Raw genomic sequence first — 23,107 nt, forward strand, 5'->3', positions numbered from 1 at the left:
AATCGCGAGAGCATTAGATATCTAAAACTAGTCTCGGTGTTTTAGAGCGCGAACAGCACACCAATATTTGTTCATTGCTGGCTTTTTCTTCATCAGTAAAGTAAACATCTCGATGGTCAGGTTCGCCTTCAATCACATCGCACATACAGGTTCCGCATACGCCTTGCTCACAAGACATTTCAATCTCGATGCCTTCTTTAGCCAATGCCTGCAATATGGTTTCACCTGCTTCAACCATAATGATTTTTCCGCTACGCTCAGCCACCACCTCGAAGGAATCTCCAGATGTGTCAGTTTCGACTTGGAAATATTCTTTGTGGATTTGCTGCTCAGGAAAGTCGTGAGTCGTAGCAAGGTTAATCACCCAGTCCATAAAACCGACTGGACCACAGGTGTAAATATGACTCTCAAGGTCAATATCTTTAATGGCAGATTCAAAAAATGCTCTATGGCTTGCACCTTCGGATTTAAAATGGAAGGTTGTGTACTTGGCTAACTCACCATTTTTAATTTCATCAACAAAAGCACAGTTTTCTGGGCTAGCGCCGCAGTAATGAAGCTCAAATGATTCGCCTTCATGTGCAAGTTGATATGCCATCGTAATTAACGGCGTAATCCCGATACCACCGCCAATCAATACACTGTGTTTGGCTTTTAAAAGTGGAAATAAATTTTTTGGCTCACTGACCTGAATTTGCATGCCATCTTTAATTTCATCAAAAGCCGAGATTGAGCCACCACGTGATTCAGGATCACGTAAAATTCCAAGGCGAAATTTACCTTCGTCATTTGGATTTTGGCAAAGTGAATATTGGCGCACCATGCCATTCGGTAAGTGCACATCAATATGCGCACCTGCTTCCACTTTTGGCAATGTTGTAGAAGTTGCAGATTCAAATTCCATGACTGCAATATTTCCACCTTCAACATGGCGATTTTTAACGACAACATCATAAAGTGTAGTCATGATTCAACTCCCTTTTCATGGTTAAGCTCTTGGCTTAACGCATGAATAAACCACCGTTAATATCCCATGTTGCACCAGTCACAAACCCCGCATTTGGACTCGCGAGCAAGCCACAAGTTTCAGCAATGAAATACATACTTCCTAAGGCTTTAACCGGAATATTCTGGATGAACTGTTCCATTTTTTCGTCTGACACCACACTATGAACAATTGGTGATTCCATTGGACCCGGTGCAACCGCATTGACGGTTACCCCTTTTGCCGCAAACTCTTTGGCAAAAATTTTGGTTAATGTCACAATGGCACCTTTGGTTGCCGCATAGTGTGCACCCGTTGCAGTACCGCCATTTTGTCCCGCTAACGACGCCATATTAATGATGCGTCCATAGCCTTTTTTAGCCATATATTGGCCAATAATTTGACAAGCCTGAAAGGTGCCGCGTTGGTTGACTTGGGTGACCCAATCAAAATCGGCTGCGGTAATTTCTAATACCGGAGTTGCCTTGGTGACGGTGGCATTGTTAATCAACACATCAAGTTTAGAAAATTTCTCTTCAATCCACTGTACGGCAGCATGAAAATCTGCTTCGACAGAAATATCTAATTTTACTGGAAACATATTTTGTGCATATTGACTTTGTGCCTTGGCATTTTCGGCTTTTTCAAGCGTGCTTGCTGACAAAATCACTTGATGGCCTTGGCTCGCAAAATATTCAGCAATGACATTACCGAGTCCAGAAGCAGCACCTGTCACTAAAACAACCTGTTTCATGTTACCGCTCCTAAAGAATGTAGCTAATGCCAGCTAAAGTATCGGTCGAATTAACCAAGTTAATGATTTTACGGTTAATCTTAAAACCTGTAGCTGCATCACGAGTCAAATGGTAAGTAATATCTGCGGTGTAATGCTTAAGGTTTTCTTTACGGAATTCACGTAAGTTTTGGGCACAACGCAAAACGATTTCATCATCTTGATCTTGAACAATGCGCACACGAGAAACGCTACGCACCGTATTTGCCTTAGGCGCTGTAGAAATCGCTTCACCATTTTCAAGACGCTCTACACGTAAAGTACGCATATGATTATCGTCATAGGCATAATTTAAGTTGTTTTCATAGTCCGTTAGGTTTGGGTCAATCGGAATGATATAAACGCCTTTTTCATTCCATAAATTGAGCCATTCACGGTATTCACTGTGATCTAACATATCTGCTTCAGCCCAGATGAAAGCAGTGACTTCATTTAATAATTGCAGATTCATATTCATTGCTCTCTCCTTAAGCCGTCATCATCTTTTTCCACTGCTGATAGGCTGCACGCATACCTGTTTCAGCACTGACATCACTTTTTAAGCCATCTTCGGTTTTGACTTCGCCCGGTAAACCGCGGTTGAGCATGATCCATAAATCATTACCCGCATTGGCACCGTGTTGTACGCGCTCCCAGGCTTCTGAGTCATCTGGTGTACCAAAACCAAATGGACCTTGGAAATGTTCGTGCAAACGTAGGCGGTATTGGTTGGCAATTTGTGGTCCACCGTCCATCGTAATCACCGAGTGATGAATTTCTGTTTCAGCAACTGAAATTGGTTGTAACACACGGAAGAAGGCCATTGAACATGCAATATTTGGGAATAAATTTAAGTTAAAGCCAGAACCACCAACTGCGCGAACAATACGGCGTACTTCTAATTCTTCATGACCTTCGTCGCGCAAAGCTTGAGCCAAGTCTTCAAAACGTTCTTGAATTGGACGCTCCATGAGCTCTTCGTCTAGATCAACCAGTTCAGGAATCATCACCATCACACTGTGACCATTACCTAAGTCTTCAACAAAGCCCGGTTGGTTTTCGAAGTTAAAGAGTTCTTCAGTTTTTTCATCTACAGAACTTAAGAATGACTTGTGTACCAATGGGAAGTGATAAGCATCTGTAGTATTTTCAAGCTGGATTTTCCAGTTACCCGGGAAGCGGAAACGGTGTTCACCCAGCACTTTAATTGGATAACCTGCACCTTGTTTCATAAACAGGTCAATCCATTTTTTTGCTGGCCCAAGGAACTCTTCAAGCGGTTGGATATCTTCTTTAAATGAAGCGAAGATCATGCCGTTATATTCTTCTACACGTAGACTCACCAACGGTAATTCTGATTTATCTAAACAATCGCCGTAACTTTCCGGAGATGGCACACCGCGCAAACTGCCATCAAGTGCATAACTCCAACCGTGGTACGGACATACAAAACTGTTAGTTTTTCCTTTTTTATGTTCACATACGGTTGCTGCACGGTGACGGCAACGGTTTAAAAGTACATGGACTTTCTTTTTACGGTCACGCACCACAACCACAGGCTGTTTACCGATGTTAATGGTTTTATAGCTTCCGCCTTCCGGAATTTCGCTGGCATGTGCAACCCACACCCAAGTGCTATAAAAGATTTTTTCCATTTCTTCATCAAAAATGCGTTCATCTTTATAAAGAGAAGTATGAGCACGGTCACTTTGAACCAAAGCATCGTAATCAATGCCAATGTTATGCGTCGGGATAATACTGTTCATATCAATAGTCCTTTTAAATATGTCCTGGGTCATTCCTGGGAAGGTACCGGCAATTCAGCTTCACTGTGCCAATGCGATACGGGACGACTGAAAATATTCTGTGTTTGGAAATGTTTAATTTTCCATGTTCCATCTGCTTGCTTTTGAAACTTCACATTGAGCTTTGCTGCATTCAGATGACTACGGCCATCTTGAAAGGATGAAGTTTGCAACATGAGCCAATAAGCATTTGCATCATTTTGATTTACATAAATTTGTTCTGAATTGACAAAGTGTGCATTCATCACAAAGTGAGATTCTTTTTGGGTATAGCTTTTAAACATGTCGTAAATCGACTGCCAAGAATCATAACGGCCAAAAGATTTGGCATATTTCTCGCCAACACCTTCCCAAATACAGTCTTGATCAAAAAGATTCATTAGCTCGTCAAGGTCTGTATTTGCATTGAGCTCGTCGCAGATCTCCATATAACGGTTCAGGCAGTTACGAATCGCGTTGTGCGCTTCTAACTGTTCTAGTCGCTCTAAGATTTCTGCAATATTCACTTTGTCAGTCATTGCGGTCGCCTTAACGTTGGATAATCAATTCGCGCCCAACACGAGCTTCAACTTTGCAATATTTCCAAAGTTTGTATGGACCTTCACCCACCACCGTCGTTCTAAATAAGTTACAAGCCGCATGTACGGTTTCAATATCTGGAACATCTGCAAGCAAATATGTTGTCCAAGGCCAACCTGCACTTGGGCCAACCATGCTTTGGTCATCATCAAGGTTTCCAAAAACATGCACGCCCGGTAAGTCATGAATGCCATTCCACATTTCACCAAATGCTGCCCAAACCGCTTTTGCTTCAGCAGATTCCGCATCAAAAAAGTTTTGGTTAATACCCATGCAGAACAAAACGCGTAATGATTTTTTAGCTTCCATCTCAATATCCTTTTTTAAAAATTAAAACTTATAAATAACCTGGGGTTGGCTTTAATCCGAAACTAATTGAGCCTGCATTTTGTAAGGTCGCATCACCCATAAAGGCATGTTGGGTCACCACGTTAGTGTCATTTACAAAACGGCTAAACGGATTGTTGGTATAGATTGCCGTCATACCCGCGAGCATTTGCATTTTTCGGGTGACTTTGGCGCATACTCGCGCTGCATGGGTACATGCCAGACGCATATCGCTAATTTGTTCAGCAGTGGCTTCACGCCCAGCAATAATTTCATTCCAAACAGTATCCATGGTTTGATAAAACCAAGATTTTGCAGCCTGAAACTCTGCATCAGCTTGAGCAAATTCATATTGAGTCACTGGGCGGTTTGCAATTTCTGACCCACCCGTAATAGAAGCTTTACCCGGTGCTAATTTTTCAAATTCTTCTAGTGCAGCAGCTGCAACACCAATACCTACCACAGTTAATACTTGAGTCGCTAAAGACAGTGACGGATATTTAAAAAATGGTTCACTTAGTTTTGATGGTTCGCCACGTACGAAGGTCCATTTCTTTTCGACCAATACATCTTCAACTACTAAATCATGGCTTCCCGTACCTTTTAAGCCAACGGTGTCCCAAGTCATTTCAATTTTGGCTTTTTTCGCAGGCATCACTGCCATACGTGGTAAGCCCTGCATTTCATTGTTTTTAAGCGGTGAAATCCCCACACCAACAATGTCAGCTCCCATACAACCGCTTGAGAATTTCCAACGTCCACGAACCACGACACCTTCATCGGTAATTTCAGCTGGTTGCGGTGGGAAAATACCTCCGGCAAACACCACATCTGGCCCGTTTTGGTACAATTCTTTCAGTGTTTCTTCAGGCAAACTTCCTAAATACGCAGGGCTCATGCCGAAACTTGCCACCCAACCCACTGAACCATCAGCTTTAGATAAAGTTTCAATCAATTCGCAAAACTGCCGTGGTGACCATTCTTCGCCACCAAAACGTTTAGGAACTAATGCACGGTAAACACCGATTTGTTTAAGCTTTTCGATAATGTCTTGGCTCACATATGCCTGATTATCAAATTCACCTGTACAGGCACGCTCACGTATTTCTTGACACAAAGTATCCAAATCAACTGCTTTGTCTTGAGAAGCAAACTCCATTTTAGACAACTTATTCATCATCTAACTCCTTGTAATTTATTGCATTGCATCAACACAAAATTTAGCTATTGCGCATAATTGCTCATCTTTTTGATGCTTCGATACGATCTGTAAGCCCACAGGTAAACCTTCACTGGTTGCAAGTGGCACTGAAATGGCTGGATGTCCTGATAAGTTAAATGGTCGAACTAAACCCGTAAGATTTAAAAAAGCGACCGTGTTTTCAGCTTCAGAAACTTTTGGTGGAATTTGTGGAAGTGTCGGTAAAACCAATGCATCATATTTTTCTAGTAGAGCATCGAGTTCTTGGGTCAACTGCAATTTCACAACTTCTGCTTGTTTAACTTGCTCTAAAGTTGTTGCGGCAGCTTTTAATAAACGATTATTTACATCAGAACCAACTAAGCCTGTCTGAGTTAACTCACCAAAAGCTTGCCAATTTTCATAATTAATAATCTGCATGCCTGCATCAAAAGCAGCTTCAAAATGTTCAACTTTTTCTAAAGTGGTCTGTAAATTGGCTTTTTGAAGTGCTTGATAAATACAGTTCCAAATAACCTCATCTGCTTTTACATCGAGAACAGCAATTTTTGGTGCACTAGTAAATTCAGTTGGCTTAAAAGTTGGATCAATAATTTGCATAGCCTTTTCAATCATCTCGACTGAATTTGCAAAAGGGCCAACACAATCTAAAGAACTTGATGGTGGATAGACGCCTTTTCTGCTGATGCGACCAAATGTAGGTTTTAAACCAAAAACTCCACAGCACGCAGCGGGCATACGGATAGAGCCGCCCGTGTCTGTACCTAAAGTAAAGTCAGCTTGCTTTGCAGCAACGGCTGCGGCCGAACCACTCGAAGACCCACCTGGAATAAGTTCAGGATATTTAGGATTAATGGGTGTACCAAAAGCATGATTAATGCCCGTAATTCCAAAAGCCAATTCGTGCAAATTTGTTTTCGCAATAATTTCACAATCTGCTTTTAAAATGTTTTTAACTACCTCAGCATCCTCTTGAGCAGGTTCAACATTTAATAAAGCTCGACTACCAGCAATGGTTTTTAGACCTTGAATATCAATTGTGTCTTTGACCATGACCTTGAGCTTGCCACTTCCTTTGTGCACGCTTTGGCTAACAACATTCATTCACTTTTCCATGTATTTTTATTCATTAATTAAAATATGGGAAAATTTAATTGAATTGTCAAGTATTTTTTATAATTTGTTCTCAAGGAAATATGCAAAATTTTGTTTATAATAGGATTACCCTTTTTTCACTAAGTTATTGCTTAGCTATGCTTGATCATTTAGAACAATTTCTTCCTAATAAAGAACCGTCGAGTATTCAAAATTTTCCTTTTTTTTGGGTTTCTCAAGTTAACGGAAAGTATTCACAACTCATTGAAAAGTCAATAAAAAAACTAGGTATTGATAATACACGCCGTAAAATTATTTTAAGTACGAATGCCCTTGGGGAGGCCAGTATTACCGATATTGCCAATCTTTCTACATTAAAGTTAACGACAGCAACCAAAGCTGTATATCGCTTGGTAGAAGATGGAATTGTCGAGGTCTACTCTTCTACTTCGGATGAACGAATCTCGATGGTGAAATTAACGACCAAAGGCATTGAGCTGGTTGAACAGATTAATCAAATTAGTGTAGTCACTTTGGCAGGTATCCTAAATGCTTTTTCAGAAGATGAGCTTCACAATTTAAATCATCAGTTAAAGAAATTATTTGACTTGATGCCATCAAGTTAAATATTTCACATCATGATAAATTAGCTCTCTTAGAGCAGTTAAAAACTTCGTTTTCTTTAGCTGCTCTTTCATTAAAATATTAAAAATAAATAAAATCAAATCCTTATATCAAAATTTATCTCTGTATAATTACTTAACATACTTTTTAGGTATTCTAACATACTCAATAAGTAATGGAATTTTACATATAAAAAGAAAATAATAATTCCATGATCTTAAAAATCCCATTAACTCCTAATCGGGTTTAGACGCACTCTTTCGGTCTGTACGAGACCAAATTACTCATTTCTAACCTATTTATTATTCTTATCTAAAAGGGGGAAATATCGAAAACTTCAGAGGAATAATAAAAGTTAGATATCAATTTCTTTAAGCGTTTTATACATAAGGATTAAGTGTATGAACCAAAGTAATATCGCTGTTGAAAGGACACAGAATAAAAGCAATGCCTATGCATGGTATGTCGTCATACTTTGTATGTTGGCATATATATTTTCATTTATTGACCGCCAAATTCTGGCGCTGATGATTGAACCCATCAAAGCAGATCTCCAACTTTCAGATACACAATTTAGCTTGTTACATGGCCTCGCCTTCTCACTGTTTTACGCAGTTATGGGCTTACCATTAGCCTATATTGCCGATCGTTTTTCACGACCAAAACTGATTTCAATCGGGATTATTGTTTGGAGTCTGGCAACAGCAACTTGTGGTTTAAGTAAAAACTTTATTCAACTGTTCTTAAGCCGTATGGCGGTTGGTGTAGGCGAAGCTGCCTTATCGCCAGCTGCTTATTCAATGTTTAGCGACATGTTTAGTAAGGACAAACTAGGCCGCGCTGTTGGGATTTATTCAATTGGTGCTTTTTTAGGGGGTGGTATTGCCTTCTTAGTTGGCGGTTATGTGATTAACTTGCTTAAAGGCGTGACACTCATTGAGGTTCCTTTATTAGGCGCACTTAAAGCATGGCAAATTGCCTTTTTAGTGGTCGGGTTACCCGGCATTATTATTGGTTTGTTATTTATCCTGACGGTTAAAGACCCTGCACGTAAAGGCCAACAACTCAACCAAAATGGGCAAGTTGACCAAGTTAAATTCACACAATGTCTTCAGTTTATTAAAAAACATTCGAAAACATTTACTTGTCATTATTTAGGTTTTACCTTTTATGCAATGGCACTCTACAGTCTGACTAGCTGGACACCTGCATTTTATATCCGTAAGTTTCAACTTGCGCCGACTGAAACAGGCTATATGCTCGGTACCATACTGTTAATTGCAAATACATTAGGCGTGTTCTGTGCAGGCTGGCTAAACGACTGGTTTATCAAAAAAGGCCGTCAAGATGCACCGATGTTCACAGGCGTTATTGGTATTGTTGGTCTGATTATTCCAATTGCATTTTTTACCCAAACAGACCAACTTTGGCTTTCAGTTAGCCTACTGATTCCGGCAATGTTCTTTGCTTCTTTCCCTTTAGTGATTTCGGCAACTGCTTTACAGATGTTAGCTCCTAACCAATTTAGAGCACGACTTTCTGCCCTCTTTCTTTTGGTCAGTAACTTAATTGGACTCGGTATTGGTACAACATTGGTGGCCATTATTACAGATAAAGTTTTTGGTAGTCCGTTAATGGTGGGTTCTTCTTTATCCATTGTGGGTGGTCTGTCATGTGTATTGGCTTTAATTCTACTTTTTAAAGGCTGCAAATTCTTTAGTGAAAGCATGAAGCTTGAAAAATTAAATTATTAGTTCTCAACGTTTGCAAAAAAGTACTCTCTATCTACATGCATAGAGAGTACCGAAATATTCAAAATTAAGTATTGCCGAGGACTGGCATACATCTGGGAAATGGATTATGGAATTATTTCACCGTTTTAAACCACATACTTTAGCTGTTGCCACTTTATTACTGATGTGCAGCAGCTCATGGGCCGCAAATCCGAATCAGCAAACTGAAGATGAATGGAAATTCACTTTAAAAAATGCCTATATCAACCGTGATTTTGATAACGATGCACTCAAAGATACTGGCAGCTGGTCTCAGGCAGCATCTTTATTTTATAAGTCGAAAATGCACGATACCCCATTAGTCATAGCAGACAAGCCTATCACGATTGGCGCCGATGCTTCTGTTCAATACGCCGTGCGCCTGAGTTCAGACAAACATGTCGCAGATACAGTTTTGCCTTTTAATAAAGAAACGCAATCTCAGGCATCAGACTATCTAAAATACGGCGCGACTTTAAAGCTAGGTTATGACAAAACCCTTTTAAGTGTCGGTGAACTCTGGTTAGATTTACCTGTAACAGCTGTTGATGCTAGCCGTCAGTTACTCACTTCGTATTGGGGAACCAACCTAAAGTCACAACTTTCAGACCAGCTCTACGCAGAAATTGGTCGGGTTGAAAAAGTATCTCCACGTAATGAAGAAGACTTTAAAAAGTTTTCCTTTACTGCAAATGGAATTACTAAAGAATCTGATGGGTTAAATTATATTGACCTACGCTATCAATTCACGCCGTCTTTGAAGGGTGAATACTACTTTGGTAATTTAGAAGATCTGTATAACAAGCATTATGTTGGGCTTGAACATACATGGAAACAGCCAACTTTTGCGCTTACCTCTAAGTTTAAATACTTTAATGCCAAAGATGACGGCAATACTTTTGATATTGATGCGCAGAACATTGGATTACTTGAAACCGTCAAAGTAAAAAACCACACCTTTGGTTTGGGTTACCAACAAATTATTGGTGAGTCAGCTTATCCACTACCAGATGGTTTTTTACCAGAGACCTATTTCATTAACTGGAATGCCACAGGTTTCTTTAAAGAAGATGAAAAGTCTTACCATGTTATGTATGGCTACGACTTTAAAGATTATGTACCAGGCTTAAATGCGATGGTGAAATATGTTTACGGTCATGATTTTAAAGCAGCCAATGGTGAGAAAAACCACGAAACTGAGTCAAATGTGATTTTAAACTATGCGTTTCAGCAACCTTTCCTAAAAGGCGTGGCCCTGCAATACATTCGGATTGATTACAACGTTAAACACGGCAATGACTTTGGTGAAGACCGTTTATTCGTCAATTACACCAAAAAATTCTAAAAAAAAATACCCCCTAAAATTTAGGGGGTATTTTTTTTATCCTAATTTATTGACCAATCTTAAAGGCAAAACTTTCATAGCAATACTCATTGGTAACCACGGCCACTGTGGCACATAAGCTTTTACAGGTTGCTTTTCGATCGCTTTAACCAAAGCTTTACATCCTGTTTTGGCATCTACTTCAAAAGGTAGATGTTTAGCACCCTCATTCATTTCAGTACGAATGTAGCCCGGGAAAATGGTTGAAACTTTAATTGGCGTATCCATTAATTCAGCACGAATACCCTCGGCCAAGTGAGCAACTGCAGCTTTACTTGCCGCATAAGTCGATAAATGTTTTGGTAATCCACGCATCGCACTCATGGATGACATCACCACCAAATGACCTGCATTTTGCTCTCTAAAAATTTCAATCGCTGCCTCACACTGTGCTAAAGCAGAAATAAAGTTTGTTTCGGCCGTGGCTCTATTAATCTCAAAATTGCCTTTACCAATACGGCGGCCATTTCCGACTCCAGCATTAACAATAATTCGGTCTAAATAGCCAAACTCTTGTTTAAAGGCACGAAATACTTCAAAAACTTGATCGTAATTGGTAACGTCCAGACTTTTTGCAATGACTTTAATACCGTACTGATTTTCAAGTTCGAGTTTTAAAGTTTCCAATCTGTCTAAACGGCGTGCACAAATCGCCAAGTTATAACCTTTGGCTGCAAATTCATGCGCCATACCCGCGCCAAGGCCTGAACTTGCGCCTGTAATTAAAATTGTCTTTGCCATGTTTTTATCCTTATTTTAAATCCATGTCAGTAAATCTGGACGTTCAGCTTTTATAAAGTGATGTTCATTTAAACTTAATACCTGAGCTTCATTTCCAACCAAACGCAAAGTGGTGAGGCTTGTATTAGCAATTGCCCAATTCAACGCAAAAGTCCGATTGGGGCTAAGTTCAAGCAGTTTGCCAATTGCTACGGAAATCACACCGCCAGAGGTAAAAACAACTGCATAGCGAGGCTTGGTTTTTGCTAAATCATCACAAAGTTGCTGTAATGCCGTTTCGACTCTATTTTTAAAATGCGGCCAAGACTCATCATACTCATGATGAAAATCACCATCTGTCCATCGTCCAATGGCACCTTCGAATATTTTGGCAAGATATGCACGAGGGTTCTGTTCTTGTGCGACATCAGCTTTTAAAAGTTCAGGCTGTTCAAAACGTGGTTCATAGCGGGCAAAAACTTGTTGATGGTTAAACTCATTCCATAAATTGTTATGATGAATCACTGCATCTGGAAAGCATTCATTGAGTGCGAGCTTTGCTGTTTGCTCATGGCGCTGCATAGTCCCTGCAACCACATAAGGCTGTTCTTTCAATATTTGCTTAAAATATTGCCCTAATAAAGTCGCTTGAGCTTCACCATTTTCAGACAGTTCATCATAGTTACTTTTACCAAATGAGGCCTGTCCATGTCTTACCAGATAAATTGTGGTCATTTTCTTAAAATACCCTGTATTTTCTGTAGAGATTGCTGAGCAAATTCCGATTCTTGCAATTTTTGCTGCCCAATAAGTTTTAAAGCTCTGATATGCAGCGCATGAATGACAATCCAGAAATCTTTAAAAGCAGGATTTCGGGTTTGCTTGTGGTAATAACGGTAATAGATTTGCTGGGCAATCACTGCTAAGCGGAATACACCAAACACTTCATAAAAAGCCCAGTTTGCAGTTTGCAGACCTGTTTTTTGCAAATAATAGTCAACGACTTCTTTTCGAGAGAACATTCCCTTTAAGTGAGTCGGCTGACGGCGTGTTGATCTAAAAATCATGTTATCCGTAGGCTCAACCCAGTAGGCCAAAGCACTACCCAAATCCATTAGTGGATCACCCAAGGTCGCCATTTCCCAATCAAGCACACCAATCACTTCTGTTGGATGCTCTGGATCTAAAATCACATTATCAAAACGCCAATCATTGTGAATAATACAAGTCGTCGAGTCTTGAGGGATATTATCGTTTAGCCATTTTCGGACATATTTAAATGAAGGAACATTAATTGTGCGAACCTTTTCATAACGCTTATCCCAACCCTCAACTTGTCTACGGCAATATCCTGTACCTTTACCAAGTTCAGCTAAAGGCGTGTTCTCATAAGGAACTTGATGTAACTCAATCAGCTTATCAATAACATTTATACAAAGCTCATGAACATCTTCTTCATTAAAACCAAGTTCAGGCGGTAATTTTGCACGAGGAATAATGCCTTCAATGCGTTCCATAACATAAAAATCACAGCCAATGACCGATTCATCCTGACAAAGTGCCACCATTTTAGGAAGCACAGGATAATAAGGCGCAAGGTTTTTCTGCACCATATATTCACGGGCCATATCGTGGGCCGATTTCGCTTTTGTTCCTTTTGGAGGACGTCGTAAAATTAAATCGGTATTTTCATACTTTAAACGATAAGTCCAATTCGACGCCCCACCTGTATATTGAGTAACAACTGCTAGACCAACCAACTCAACACCTTGGCTTTTTAACCAGTTTTCAACTGCCCCAATATCAAGCTCTTCACCTTCACGTACTTCACCGCCTATATCAATTACCGACATATTCACTTCCTTTAAACTTATACTTTCTTATGACGACCATAACCACGTTTGGCCAACTCTAATTTGGCAATCATGCCTTTATGCACTTCATCTGGACCATCAGCTAAACGTAAACTGCGTGCTTGGGCAAAGAAACCTGTTAATGGTGTATCTCTTGAAACACCCGCACCGCCATGTAGCTGAATCGCCATATCGACTACTTTTTCTAAAACACTCGGAGCGACCACTTTAATTGCAGATATTTCTGTTAAAGCAGCCATATTTCCTAAAGTATCCATTTTATAAGCAGCATACAAGGTTAAAAGTCTGGCTTGATCTATGGCGACTCGAGCATCGGCTACACGTTCGAGGTTTCCTCCGAGTTTTAAAATTTCTTTGCCAAACGCCGTTCTAGACATGCCTCTATCAATCATGAGTTCTAGTGCTTTTTCAGCAGCCCCAATACAGCGCATGCAATGGTGAATACGTCCTGGCCCTAAACGCCCTTGTGCAATTTCAAAACCTTGGCCCGCTCCGCCAATAAAGTTTTCAAGAGGCACCCGAACATTCTTAAAATGGACTTCACCATGTCCATGCGGTGCATCGTAGTCACCAAACACAGGTAACATCCGCTGAATTTCAACACCCGCCGTATCAATCGGTACTAAAACCATAGAGTGTTGATGATGACGGTCTTTACTTTCATCTGGGGTGTGCGCCATAAAAATAATGACTTTGGCATTGGGGTCACCTAAACCAGACGACCACCACTTTTTGCCATTTAAAACAATTTCATTACCGTCGATGATCGCAGTCGCTTGCATATTGGTTGCATCGCTTGACGCAACATCAGGTTCAGTCATGCAAAAAACAGAGCGAATTTTTCCGTCCAATAAAGGTTCTAACCATTGCTGTTTTTGCTGTTCACTACCATAGCGCCATAACAATTCCATATTTCCCGTATCCGGTGCATTACAGTTAAAAACTGTAGGCGCCAATAAACTACGACCAGTTAATTCGGCAATATGAGCATATTCTTGAACAGTTAATCCAGCACCCAGCTTTTCATCGGGTAAAAACATATTCCAAAGGCCAGCTTGCTTCGCTTTAGATTTCAGCGTTTCTAGAAGTTCAGGCCACTGCCATTTTTTCCAATTTCCATCCGGATTTAACTCATGAACTTCTTCCCAAAATTTTGCTTCGACAGGTTCTATTTCTTCTAAAATAAATTTTCTTGTTCGCTCGACAAAATCTTGAGCTTTTTTTGAGAGTTCAAACATTCTTTTTCCTTTACATCATTATCTGGTCTTTACATCAACATAACTTGAAACTTAATATGAATGAAATGATTTTATTAAATAATGCCTCATGAATAATATTCATAACCTTCACGGCCTAGACTTAAGTTTTTTTCACCGAATTGATATCAATTTATATCCGCTTTTTGTTGCGGTTTATGAGCAAAAAAGTATTTCAAATGCGGCAAATAGTCTCAATATTACGCAGTCGGCAGCCAGTCACGCCTTGCAAAGATTACGTCAGCAACTTGAAGATGATGTGTTTATACGAGTAGGCAATAAAATGTCTGCCACTCCTTTTGCCGAACAGATTTACCCAACTGTGAAGCAAGCGCTTTTAACCATTCAAAATATTAGCCAGCAAAAACATGTCTTTGATCCAACAAGTCTAAAAAATTTAAAAATCGCCGTGCATGATGAAATTGAGCCGATTATTCTTCCAAAGCTTGCTCAACATTTTCAAAATCTTAATTTAGATTTGCAGTTTATGAGTATGAAACTCGATCGAAAACATATTATGGCGGACTTGGCGACACAGCAGCTCGATTTTGTGATTGACCTAGAACAATACTTATCTCCAAAAATTACTTTTGATCATTTGGTAACAGATGAGTTCGTCATTTGCAGTCAACTTAAAGAAGTCGATTTATCGAGCTATATGAGTGGTCGACATATCGGTGTTTCGTCACGCCGTACAGGCGCCTTACTTGAAGATATTTATTTAAACCAACATCAAAAAATTTCTAGAAATGTATTTATGCGCTGTCAAAACTACTCAACGGCCTTACAAGTTCTGGCGGCTCAGGCCAACGCAATACTGACCATGCCTCGAATGATTTTGCAGCATTTATCTTATAGTTCTGAAATTTGCTTACATTCCCTACCTTTTGAGATAACCAATATTAAAATGGGTATGTTTTGGCACGAAGATTTAAGGGATAATTTAAGACATCAATTTTTGCGACATGAAATTATTAAACTTTTTCAGTAACGCAAATTGATCAACCAAGTTTCTATCGTACAAGGACCAGTAATGAGTAAAGATGAACGGATAATCCAGAATCAGGACAACAAAAAAACGATTCGTCATGAAGATTACATTGCTGGCATCGGTAAAGGCATGGCGATTTTAGATAGCTTTAGCAGTAATCAACACCGTTTAAATATTTCGATGGCAGCCGAAAAAACAGGACTCACCCGAGCAGCAGCAAGACGCCACTTACTAACTTTAGAATATCTAGGTTATCTTGAATCTGATGGTCATTATTACTATTTAACTCCTAAAGTTCTTAAATTTTCAGGAGCTTATTTAGGTGCAGCTCAGCTTCCAAAAGTATCTCAACCCTTATTAAATCTGTTAACCAACCAAACTTCTCTCATTTATTCAGTGATGGTACTTGATGGTTATGAAGCCATTACCATTGCCCGTAGTGCTGCCCACCAACAAACCGACAGAGTAAACCCATACGGTTTGCACTTAGGTAACCGCCTACCTGCTCATGCGACCTCGGCGGGTAAAATTTTACTGGCACATTTAAGCCAACAAGAACAATTGGACTGGCTTCAAAAATATCCTCTTCAGCGTTTAACCAAATATACCCATGTCGAAAATGATAAATTTTTAGAGTTACTAAAGGAGATTCGAGAACAAGATTGGTGCTATTCACGTGAAGAACACGAATTAGGAGTTCATGCGCTCGCCGTACCGATTTATGGACAAGACTTTAAAGTTGTTGCAGCTTTGAATATTGTCTCTCCGACCATGAGAACAACTGAAGAGTATTTAATTCAACACATTTTGCCTTTATTGCAAGAAACTTCGCGGGATTTGAGACAAGTTCTTTAAATCTTACTTAGGCTATTTTCATAAGATAATTTTGTCGTTTGCTTAGGCTATTTAGGATAGTGAAAACACAAAATAAATGCTTAGGCTATTTCTAGAAATAGTTGAAAGGAATTTTCAAATAACGGATGCCATTCGATTCTGGTTCCGGAAAATTTCCACCGTTCATATTAATTTGAATTGAAGGCAGAATTAATTTTGGCATTGCCAAAGTTGCATCTCGTTCTTGACGCATTTTTATGAATGAGTCTTTGGAAACACGTCGATTTAAATGAATGTTGCTTTGCTTTTGAGTCTTAATATCTGTTTGACATACATATTCATCACGGCCTTCAGGCTTATAGTCATGGCATAAGAACATGCGCATGTTTTCAGGAAGTGTATAAAGCTTTTGTACCGAATCATAAAGTGCAGCAGCACTTCCTTTAGGAAAATCGCATCTGGCTGAGCCATAATCTGGCATAAATAAGGTATCGCCAACAAAGACAGCATCATCAATTACATAGCTGAGACAAGCCGGTGTATGTCCTGGTGTAGGAATGTTATAGGCTTCTATATTCCCTATTTTGAAATGTTCATAATCTTCGAACAAATAATCAAAGGGCTGATTTTCATTGAATTTCTTAAAATCAAAATTATAGATAGCCGAAAATGTTTCTTGTACTACCGAGATTTTTTGACTAATCGCAATTGTACCGCCCAATTTAGATTTTAAATATTGAGCCGCGGTCATATGGTCGGCGTGTACATGGGTTTCTAAAATCCATTGCACTTTAAAGTTTTGAGCCAAGACATAATCGATAATACGATCGGCATTGGTTGTTTTTGTAGTTGCCGAAGCTGCGTCATAGTCAAGCACACTATCAATAATTGCGCATTGACGAGTCGCTAAATCCGCAACAACATAGCTAAAAGTATTGGTGTTTTCATCAAAAAAATCTTTTACTAGAGGTTGTTGCATAGGTTTAATTTCCTTTATTTAAGACTCGGTAAATAAACATTCCTAATAACATAGCGACAATAAAATAAAGCGCTTCAAAATGTCCTAATCCAATCAGAGTTAAAGCGGGCGCTGGACATATCCCTGCTATTCCCCAGCCTATACCGAAAATAAAAGCTCCAACAATTAACCTTTGGTCAATCTGTGTATTTGTTGGTAATTGAATTTGTTCATTAAAAAGCGTTTTAGGACTTTTTATAGCCTTTTGAAATGGAATAAATGCCACAGCAATCGCGCCTAACATCACAAACATTAAGCTAATATCCCACTGCCCAAAGATATCTAAAAACCCTAATACTTTTTCAGGATTAGACATACCAGAAATAATCAAGCCTAATGAAAACAAAGCACCAAATATAAAAGCAAAAATATTTTTCATAAAATTACCCCAACACATGACGAATGATATAAACCGTTAACATGCCAACAAACATGAAAACTGCTGTCGCTATCATCGAGCGTTTTGATAACCTGCTCATACCACAAATACCATGACCGCTTGTACATCCAGAGCCTAACCGTGTTCCAAAGCCAACAAGTACACCTGCTAAAATAAGTACAAATGTGTTCGCTTTAATTTCAATTTCAGGCTGATAAAAATAACCATATATGAACGGTGTAATCATGAGTCCGGCAATGAACCAGAAGGCAGAACTCTTAAAGGTGTCTTTAGTAGGATTTATGATTTGAGCAAGCAATCCACTAATTCCGGCCATACGACCATTTATATATAAATATCCAACTGTTGCGATGCCGAGTAATAAACCACCCAAGAAGGCATAGACAATATTTGACATATAACCACTCTTAACAATATATGTTTTTATAATCTGTATTATACGCTGATTCTTTTAGAAATACTTAAAGTAAAACGTCTAACCTTATAATTCTTCTTAACAAGAAAAAGCCCCAAGGTTTTGGGGCTTTTATCATTAAATTAGATCTTTAATGCCTAATTGTTCAGGCAGTTTTTCCATGACTTTATTCAATCTAGTATTTGCCGGAGAAATACAACCTGTGTAATGGCTCAATTTTGTTTCCGTACCATTTGGTTGAATCCATGAAATGTAATAGCTAGACATGTCTGTTGCCGTTTGCAGACAACCCGCAGTTTTAGATTGTGTACCTGTTTCAGGACGATAAGCTTTTAGATCATCTGCAAGTTTTTTATAGTCTTTTACGCTACCTTGAATTTCTTTAACACCAATAGCTTTAGTGTATTGTTTACCTTCAAAGCGAATTAAACCCGTTGGTGTTACTTCTACAGAATAAATTGGACATGCACCAAAGCATGGGCTAGAAGCATAACGAATTGTCTCTTGTGTATTCGGTGCTTGCTGAACAGAAGCACAACCCATCAAAGCTAAACCAGATAAAGTTGCAAGAACCAAAAATCTCATCGTATCACCTATTATTATCAAGTGGCTTTAATTTATCAAATCATACACTTCTTGTCATTAAAGACTATTTTTTGTGATTCTCTACAATATTTATTTCACATACCCGCTTAGGCTATTTAAATATTAATTAAAAATTGTTCCCGTCTTTTCATAAAAAAAGGCCCATCTTTCGATGAGCCTTAAGCTAATAAGAGCTTAAATTCCTGAAATACAAATTATTACTAGATAGTAATAACCTGCGTCGACCATTCTAACGCAACCCAATAAATTATATAAATATAATATAAATATATATTTACGCTCGTTTTTCCTACAAAAAAAACCTAATTTTTAAGAGTAAAAACTTAATAATGTTTATTTCTAATTAAAATTCACAACCTTAGGTTAAACAAAACTTAATAAAAGTTAAGCTTTTATTTATAGGTAAAACATTATAAGAAAATGGTCAATCGTTAGGCTATATCTAGCGTTCAGGATGAAGCGTCTGGTAGGATATTTTAAGTTTGGCAACAACATCAAGCACTTTTTTACTACTTGGTAAAGCTATCTTGTTAAAAATACAGAATTTACTTTTATTCTTTTATAGAAAAAATATATTAAAGATAAAAGGCAAAAGAGAAAATTTCTCTTTTGCCTCATTTAATTATTGTTCTAGACTATAAGCGATCACATAATCGCCATGATCAGGTGATTGACGTGCTCCGCCTGCGGTAACAACCACATACTGTTTACCTGTTTTAGGTGAAACATAGCTTATTGGTGTTCCCTGACTACCTACTGGCATACGTGATTTCCACAGTTCTTTACCTGTAGATGAATCAAATGCACGTAAGTAGTAGTCTTGTGTTGCAGCAAAGAAAACCAAACCACCTTGAGTTGCCATCGGTCCGCCAATGGTTGGCATACCAATCGGTGCTTTTAAGCCCATCTTAATACCCATAGGACCAGTATCCTCTACTGTACCTAATGGTACTTGCCATGCAACTTGACGAGTTTTCAAATCAATCGCGGTCATGGTACCAAATGGAGGTTTCTGACAAGGAATGCTTAATGCTGACATAAAGCGGTTTTTATTCACTTTATACGGCGTACCTTTCATTGGTACAGCGCCCATACCTGTGTTTACTTTTTCCCCACCATTCGCTTGAATCTTAATGTCTTCAGGAGTTTGCTCCATTAATTGAATCCATAAGCCAAGGCGCATATCGTTCACGAACATATAACGATGAGTTGGATCAAAAGCAATGCTACCCCAGTTCATGCCACCCAAAGAACCTGGGAAACTTAATGAAACGTCAGTACCGGGTGCAGTAAATAGACCTTCGTAACGCATTGACTTAAAGTTAATACGGCACATCAGTTGATCAAACGGCGTAGCACCCCACATATCCGATTCTGTTAAAGTCTGATTACCAATTTGAGGCATTTCAACAGAACGTGGTTGAGTTAAGCTGTATTGTTCACCTGGAATATTTGCCACTTTCACTGGCTGTTCAACCACTTTAGTCAGTGGTTTACCCGTGACACGATCAAGAACAAAGAATTGGCCTGATTTGGTTCCAATAACAACAGCTGGTTTAGTCGTACCGTCTTTTAATGGGAAGTCGACTAAACTTGGTTGCATTGGTAAGTCAAAGTCCCATAAATCGTTATGAACAGTTTGATATACCCACTTTTCTTTACCCGTTGTCGCATCAAGTGCCAAAACAGAAGTATTGTATTTATGATCTAGCGGATTACGGTTACCGCCCCAAATGTCGACAGATGAGCTACCCATAGGTAAGAACACAGTATTCATTTGCGGATCATACGACATTGCTGCCCAAGAGTTTGCCGAACTGCGTTTATAGGTTTCACCCGGTTTAAGAACATAGTTAGGGTTTGGATTACGCGGGTCAAATGCCCAGCGAAGTTTACCTGTAATCACGTCATAACCACGGATAACACCACCTGGCATATCTGCTGCTACGTTATCGGCAATACGGCTACCCACTACAATGGTTGTTCCAGCAATCGTCGGTGCAGAAGTCACTTCAAAACGTGGGGCTTTTGTTCCAGCTCCAAGACCTTCCAACAAATCAACCGTTCCATTTACACCAAAATCAGCACAGCGCTGACCGTTATCTGCATTGACTGCAATTAATCGACCATCAGGTGTATTAGTATATACACGGCGTGGACATGCCGTGTTTGTTGCAACGGCGGTTACTGCATTTGCACCCGCTAAAGTTGGCTGTACAAGTGGTTTTGTTGAATCAAAATATGCAACACCACGGCAACGTTCCCAAGCATCTGCTTTAGAGTTCACCTCAGCTTTCCAGAGTTGTTTACCCGAGTCAGCATCTATGGCAAACATATTGTTATGTGGTGTACATAAGAAGACTTTATTTCCAACTTGTAGCGGAGTCATTTGGTCTTCAGCACCATTACCACTACCTGTTGTAAAATCGCCCGTTCTAAAGCGCCATGCTTCTTTTAATTTATGAACGTTATCTCGGTTAATTTGATCGAGAGCAACAAAACGGCTGCCCCCTGCATCATTTCCATAATTTTCCCAATTCACCTGTTTTTTAGCAGGGTCAACTGGTACTAAAGGGAGCTTTTCACCTGAACTTGCTACTGTTGGATGTGGTTGGAACATTTGATAGAGCGCAATCAACATACCGACTACAACTAATCCACCTACAGCATAGGCTGAAGATGCCAAACTAGTTTGAAATTGGTAACGTCGAATTGAAGGCAAAGTAAATAGCAAGGCAGCAAAAAGACCAGCAGGAAACATTAAACGCGAGAATAATGGCCAAAATTCCCATCCCGCATCAATGAGTGACCAAATTACCGTACCCACAAAAACAGCCGCAAAAATCCATACACCAAGCGCTTTTTTACGGAAAATACTAATTGCAGAAATGGTAATAAATAGCCCTGCGACTAGGAAATACCAAGAACCACCAAGAGATACTAGCTTTCCACCGCCTACAATGTAAAAAACACCTGTAGCCAATAAAACTAGGCCTAAAATAAAACACCATATTTTGAATAAGATATGAAACTTAGAATCTGACTCAGACATAGATCCTACTCCACATATACTGAACCCGAATAGTTCAAGCATTTGGGCCAGTTAAACTATGTCTAACCAGCCATCAATATTGTTAAAAATTGACTTTCACACTAAGTCCAGCCACCCATGCATCATCCACTTCTTTAACACCCGCAGGTTGATGGATATATTGAATGTTTGGACGTAACATGACGGCCGGAGACCATTGATAGGTATAGTTCAACTCGACATTTAGCTCGTCGTCTTGAATTGGAATATAGTCAGATGCAATCGGATCATAACTGTAATATCCACGACTTTCATTTGTTGCGATTTGCTTATCTTTCGCACGATCATTAACCACATAATTGGCTATACCAAAACCAATCGAGTCATTTGGACGGCTATCAAACGGTCCTTTATACCAAAGAGCAAGTTGTTGCGTGCTTTGAACAAAGGTGGTTGCTTTATCATTTACAACACCGTTGAAACTGATATATAAACCGCGTTTCGGATCTTCGCCTTTATTCGTCAGTTGTTGCTGGGCATTCAGCCAGAAACTTTGTTTTCCGTCATGAACTTTACCGGCAGTTTTAATATCATTCGCTTCTGCGGTTGAGTACAACGCACCAACTTTATACTCACCCGGTAAACCATTAAAAGCAGTAAGTTTTGGTTTCCATGCGAGCTCAACTGGTATGGTTGCGCCCTTCACGTTGTTCATATCCAGATTAAAACCATCAGATTCGGTTTTAATATTGTCTGGATTGACCTCGTACACACCCAATCCCAAAGTCCATTCAGGTGCAAACTGATATTTAACGTTTGTCGCCCAAACACCGACTGGTGAGTTATACCAAATTGAACCGATTGATTTTCCTAGCTGTCCACCGCAAAGCAATAAGTTCTGAAACTCACATTGAGAACTATTAAAGTCCTCTGACATTCCCATACGACCAAATTTGACCTGTACAGTATTATCAACAAAGCCCTTCTTCACCCATGCTTGAGATAAACGCCAGATTTTACCGCGACCATAAATCTCTTGAGCATTGCCCAATTGGCTTGAGCGTGGGTCTTTAATACGCTCAAGAGTTAATGCATTCCCGTCACGTTTAGTCACGACTAAGTTCGCTGTTGTATCTTTCCATCCAGCAATTTTTTCTAAATCGAAGTTTGCACCCAAAGAAAGTTGCGCAGCATTTTCAAAAGTATTGCTGTCGTTGTAACCACCATCTAAATTTGTAGCAGCTTGGCTCATGATAGAAGCCGTAAATTTATAGCCCTGTTGTTCTAGCTGCTGGCGTTTTCCATTCCAGTCGCCAAGCAACCATTGACGGTCTTGTGACCACGGCTCATTCGCAAGCGCAAATTGACTGCCTAATACAGCGATTGTTAATACACTTAGTTTCATTAAATTTGGCATC

23 protein-coding genes are annotated in these 23,107 nt (G+C 39.4%); 5 read left to right on the top strand and 18 right to left on the bottom strand.

Annotated features, from left to right (window positions below):
• Nucleotides 1-13 precede the first annotated feature (13 nt).
• From AWW73_RS04310 to AWW73_RS04345, 8 genes are read right to left on the bottom strand one after another with little or no spacing between them, the layout of a single operon-like run.
• Nucleotides 14-967 carry a PDR/VanB family oxidoreductase gene (locus AWW73_RS04310; RefSeq protein WP_062848855.1) on the bottom strand — a complete coding sequence of 318 codons (954 nt, stop codon included), beginning with the start codon at nucleotides 965-967 and terminating at the stop codon, nucleotides 14-16.
• A gap of 34 nt (nucleotides 968-1,001) precedes the next feature.
• On the bottom strand, nucleotides 1,002-1,739 hold the full coding sequence (locus AWW73_RS04315; RefSeq protein ID WP_062848856.1) for an SDR family NAD(P)-dependent oxidoreductase: 738 nt from the start codon (nucleotides 1,737-1,739) through the stop codon (nucleotides 1,002-1,004).
• A gap of 10 nt (nucleotides 1,740-1,749) precedes the next feature.
• Entirely contained in the window at nucleotides 1,750-2,235 is a 486-nt protein-coding gene (locus tag AWW73_RS04320; RefSeq protein ID WP_016145462.1) for an aromatic-ring-hydroxylating dioxygenase subunit beta, read from the bottom strand.
• Nucleotides 2,236-2,245: 10 nt separating this feature from the next.
• The gene (locus tag AWW73_RS04325) at nucleotides 2,246-3,523 is read right to left on the bottom strand and encodes an aromatic ring-hydroxylating oxygenase subunit alpha (protein WP_005069110.1); all 1,278 of its coding nucleotides are present in this window, start codon (nucleotides 3,521-3,523) and stop codon (nucleotides 2,246-2,248) included.
• 29 nt (nucleotides 3,524-3,552) lie between these two features.
• Complete coding sequence (locus tag AWW73_RS04330) at nucleotides 3,553-4,080, bottom strand: nuclear transport factor 2 family protein (protein WP_062848857.1); 528 nt, start codon at nucleotides 4,078-4,080, stop codon at nucleotides 3,553-3,555.
• A 10-nt stretch (nucleotides 4,081-4,090) separates the two neighbouring features.
• Nucleotides 4,091-4,450: a hypothetical protein gene (locus tag AWW73_RS04335; protein WP_062848858.1), complete on the bottom strand. Its 360-nt coding sequence runs from the start codon at nucleotides 4,448-4,450 to the stop codon at nucleotides 4,091-4,093.
• A gap of 28 nt (nucleotides 4,451-4,478) precedes the next feature.
• Entirely contained in the window at nucleotides 4,479-5,627 is a 1,149-nt protein-coding gene (locus tag AWW73_RS04340; RefSeq protein ID WP_081409487.1) for an acyl-CoA dehydrogenase family protein, read from the bottom strand.
• Between the two features lie 36 nt (nucleotides 5,628-5,663).
• Nucleotides 5,664-6,773, bottom strand: a complete 1,110-nt coding sequence (locus tag AWW73_RS04345; RefSeq protein ID WP_062848860.1) for an amidase — start codon at nucleotides 6,771-6,773, stop codon at nucleotides 5,664-5,666.
• A 149-nt stretch (nucleotides 6,774-6,922) separates the two neighbouring features.
• Between AWW73_RS04345 and AWW73_RS04350 the strand changes: the two genes are divergently transcribed.
• The 3 genes from AWW73_RS04350 to AWW73_RS04360 all read left to right on the top strand — a co-directional run bounded on the left by AWW73_RS04350 (nucleotide 6,923) and on the right by AWW73_RS04360 (nucleotide 10,505).
• Nucleotides 6,923-7,390 carry a MarR family winged helix-turn-helix transcriptional regulator gene (locus AWW73_RS04350; protein ID WP_062848861.1) on the top strand — a complete coding sequence of 156 codons (468 nt, stop codon included), beginning with the start codon at nucleotides 6,923-6,925 and terminating at the stop codon, nucleotides 7,388-7,390.
• A 399-nt stretch (nucleotides 7,391-7,789) separates the two neighbouring features.
• A complete protein-coding gene (locus AWW73_RS04355; protein ID WP_062848862.1) occupies nucleotides 7,790-9,142 on the top strand; it encodes a spinster family MFS transporter in 1,353 nt (450 codons plus the stop codon).
• 106 nt (nucleotides 9,143-9,248) lie between these two features.
• A complete protein-coding gene (locus tag AWW73_RS04360) occupies nucleotides 9,249-10,505 on the top strand; it encodes an OprD family outer membrane porin (protein WP_062848863.1) in 1,257 nt (418 codons plus the stop codon).
• Between the two features lie 36 nt (nucleotides 10,506-10,541).
• Here AWW73_RS04360 and AWW73_RS04365 read toward each other — a convergent pair whose 3' ends face one another.
• The 4 genes from AWW73_RS04365 to AWW73_RS04380 are packed head-to-tail and all read right to left on the bottom strand — an operon-like array spanning nucleotide 10,542 to nucleotide 14,376.
• Nucleotides 10,542-11,285: an SDR family oxidoreductase gene (locus tag AWW73_RS04365; RefSeq protein WP_062848864.1), complete on the bottom strand. Its 744-nt coding sequence runs from the start codon at nucleotides 11,283-11,285 to the stop codon at nucleotides 10,542-10,544.
• A gap of 15 nt (nucleotides 11,286-11,300) precedes the next feature.
• The gene (locus AWW73_RS04370) at nucleotides 11,301-11,999 is read right to left on the bottom strand and encodes a histidine phosphatase family protein (RefSeq protein ID WP_062848865.1); all 699 of its coding nucleotides are present in this window, start codon (nucleotides 11,997-11,999) and stop codon (nucleotides 11,301-11,303) included.
• A complete protein-coding gene (locus AWW73_RS04375) occupies nucleotides 11,996-13,117 on the bottom strand; it encodes a phosphotransferase family protein (protein WP_062848866.1) in 1,122 nt (373 codons plus the stop codon). Before AWW73_RS04375 ends, AWW73_RS04370 begins: the two co-directional genes overlap by 4 nt.
• 17 nt (nucleotides 13,118-13,134) lie before the next feature.
• The gene (locus AWW73_RS04380; protein ID WP_062848867.1) at nucleotides 13,135-14,376 is read right to left on the bottom strand and encodes an acyl-CoA dehydrogenase family protein; all 1,242 of its coding nucleotides are present in this window, start codon (nucleotides 14,374-14,376) and stop codon (nucleotides 13,135-13,137) included.
• Nucleotides 14,377-14,464: 88 nt separating this feature from the next.
• Here AWW73_RS04380 and AWW73_RS04385 point away from each other — a divergent pair, with 88 nt between their 5' ends.
• Complete coding sequence (locus AWW73_RS04385) at nucleotides 14,465-15,385, top strand: LysR family transcriptional regulator (protein ID WP_062848868.1); 921 nt, start codon at nucleotides 14,465-14,467, stop codon at nucleotides 15,383-15,385.
• A gap of 42 nt (nucleotides 15,386-15,427) precedes the next feature.
• Nucleotides 15,428-16,240, top strand: coding sequence for an IclR family transcriptional regulator PcaU (gene pcaU, locus AWW73_RS04390; protein WP_062848869.1), 813 nt, complete (start codon nucleotides 15,428-15,430; stop codon nucleotides 16,238-16,240).
• A gap of 91 nt (nucleotides 16,241-16,331) precedes the next feature.
• Here pcaU and AWW73_RS04395 read toward each other — a convergent pair whose 3' ends face one another.
• From AWW73_RS04395 to AWW73_RS04420, 6 genes are all read right to left on the bottom strand, one after another.
• Nucleotides 16,332-17,198 carry an MBL fold metallo-hydrolase gene (locus AWW73_RS04395; protein WP_062848870.1) on the bottom strand — a complete coding sequence of 289 codons (867 nt, stop codon included), beginning with the start codon at nucleotides 17,196-17,198 and terminating at the stop codon, nucleotides 16,332-16,334.
• Between the two features lie 4 nt (nucleotides 17,199-17,202).
• Nucleotides 17,203-17,616, bottom strand: coding sequence for a DUF6691 family protein (locus AWW73_RS04400; RefSeq protein WP_031948490.1), 414 nt, complete (start codon nucleotides 17,614-17,616; stop codon nucleotides 17,203-17,205).
• Nucleotides 17,617-17,620: 4 nt separating this feature from the next.
• Nucleotides 17,621-18,034, bottom strand: a complete 414-nt coding sequence (locus AWW73_RS04405; RefSeq protein WP_062848871.1) for a YeeE/YedE family protein — start codon at nucleotides 18,032-18,034, stop codon at nucleotides 17,621-17,623.
• Nucleotides 18,035-18,169: 135 nt separating this feature from the next.
• The gene (locus tag AWW73_RS04410; RefSeq protein WP_080648833.1) at nucleotides 18,170-18,628 is read right to left on the bottom strand and encodes a DUF6438 domain-containing protein; all 459 of its coding nucleotides are present in this window, start codon (nucleotides 18,626-18,628) and stop codon (nucleotides 18,170-18,172) included.
• Between the two features lie 652 nt (nucleotides 18,629-19,280).
• The gene (locus AWW73_RS04415) at nucleotides 19,281-21,710 is read right to left on the bottom strand and encodes a glucose/quinate/shikimate family membrane-bound PQQ-dependent dehydrogenase (RefSeq protein ID WP_062848872.1); all 2,430 of its coding nucleotides are present in this window, start codon (nucleotides 21,708-21,710) and stop codon (nucleotides 19,281-19,283) included.
• 82 nt (nucleotides 21,711-21,792) lie between these two features.
• Nucleotides 21,793-23,106, bottom strand: coding sequence for a carbohydrate porin (locus AWW73_RS04420; protein WP_062848873.1), 1,314 nt, complete (start codon nucleotides 23,104-23,106; stop codon nucleotides 21,793-21,795).
• Nucleotide 23,107: the final 1 nt, after the last annotated feature.

The sequence above is a fragment of the Acinetobacter lactucae genome, assembly GCF_001605885.1.
Classification (GTDB): domain Bacteria; phylum Pseudomonadota; class Gammaproteobacteria; order Pseudomonadales; family Moraxellaceae; genus Acinetobacter; species Acinetobacter lactucae.

Coding starts and splice junctions, on each gene's coding strand:
- AWW73_RS04365 (WP_062848864.1), bottom strand. CDS start 11,285: ATGGCAAAGACAATTTTAATTACAGGCGCAAGTTCAGGCCTTGGCGCG.
- AWW73_RS04340 (WP_081409487.1), bottom strand. CDS start 5,627: ATGGAGTTTGCTTCTCAAGACAAAGCAGTTGATTTGGATACTTTGTGT.
- AWW73_RS04360 (WP_062848863.1), top strand. CDS start 9,249: ATGGAATTATTTCACCGTTTTAAACCACATACTTTAGCTGTTGCCACT.
- pcaU (WP_062848869.1), top strand. CDS start 15,428: ATGAGTAAAGATGAACGGATAATCCAGAATCAGGACAACAAAAAAACG.
- AWW73_RS04315 (WP_062848856.1), bottom strand. CDS start 1,739: ATGAAACAGGTTGTTTTAGTGACAGGTGCTGCTTCTGGACTCGGTAAT.
- AWW73_RS04415 (WP_062848872.1), bottom strand. CDS start 21,710: ATGTCTGAGTCAGATTCTAAGTTTCATATCTTATTCAAAATATGGTGT.
- AWW73_RS04420 (WP_062848873.1), bottom strand. CDS start 23,106: ATGCCAAATTTAATGAAACTAAGTGTATTAACAATCGCTGTATTAGGC.
- AWW73_RS04310 (WP_062848855.1), bottom strand. CDS start 967: ATGACTACACTTTATGATGTTGTCGTTAAAAATCGCCATGTTGAAGGT.
- AWW73_RS04335 (WP_062848858.1), bottom strand. CDS start 4,450: ATGGAAGCTAAAAAATCATTACGCGTTTTGTTCTGCATGGGTATTAAC.
- AWW73_RS04325 (WP_005069110.1), bottom strand. CDS start 3,523: ATGAACAGTATTATCCCGACGCATAACATTGGCATTGATTACGATGCT.
- AWW73_RS04355 (WP_062848862.1), top strand. CDS start 7,790: ATGAACCAAAGTAATATCGCTGTTGAAAGGACACAGAATAAAAGCAAT.
- AWW73_RS04350 (WP_062848861.1), top strand. CDS start 6,923: ATGCTTGATCATTTAGAACAATTTCTTCCTAATAAAGAACCGTCGAGT.
- AWW73_RS04345 (WP_062848860.1), bottom strand. CDS start 6,773: ATGAATGTTGTTAGCCAAAGCGTGCACAAAGGAAGTGGCAAGCTCAAG.
- AWW73_RS04370 (WP_062848865.1), bottom strand. CDS start 11,999: ATGACCACAATTTATCTGGTAAGACATGGACAGGCCTCATTTGGTAAA.
- AWW73_RS04380 (WP_062848867.1), bottom strand. CDS start 14,376: ATGTTTGAACTCTCAAAAAAAGCTCAAGATTTTGTCGAGCGAACAAGA.
- AWW73_RS04320 (WP_016145462.1), bottom strand. CDS start 2,235: ATGAATATGAATCTGCAATTATTAAATGAAGTCACTGCTTTCATCTGG.
- AWW73_RS04395 (WP_062848870.1), bottom strand. CDS start 17,198: ATGCAACAACCTCTAGTAAAAGATTTTTTTGATGAAAACACCAATACT.
- AWW73_RS04405 (WP_062848871.1), bottom strand. CDS start 18,034: ATGTCAAATATTGTCTATGCCTTCTTGGGTGGTTTATTACTCGGCATC.
- AWW73_RS04400 (WP_031948490.1), bottom strand. CDS start 17,616: ATGAAAAATATTTTTGCTTTTATATTTGGTGCTTTGTTTTCATTAGGC.
- AWW73_RS04330 (WP_062848857.1), bottom strand. CDS start 4,080: ATGACTGACAAAGTGAATATTGCAGAAATCTTAGAGCGACTAGAACAG.
- AWW73_RS04375 (WP_062848866.1), bottom strand. CDS start 13,117: ATGTCGGTAATTGATATAGGCGGTGAAGTACGTGAAGGTGAAGAGCTT.
- AWW73_RS04385 (WP_062848868.1), top strand. CDS start 14,465: ATGAATAATATTCATAACCTTCACGGCCTAGACTTAAGTTTTTTTCAC.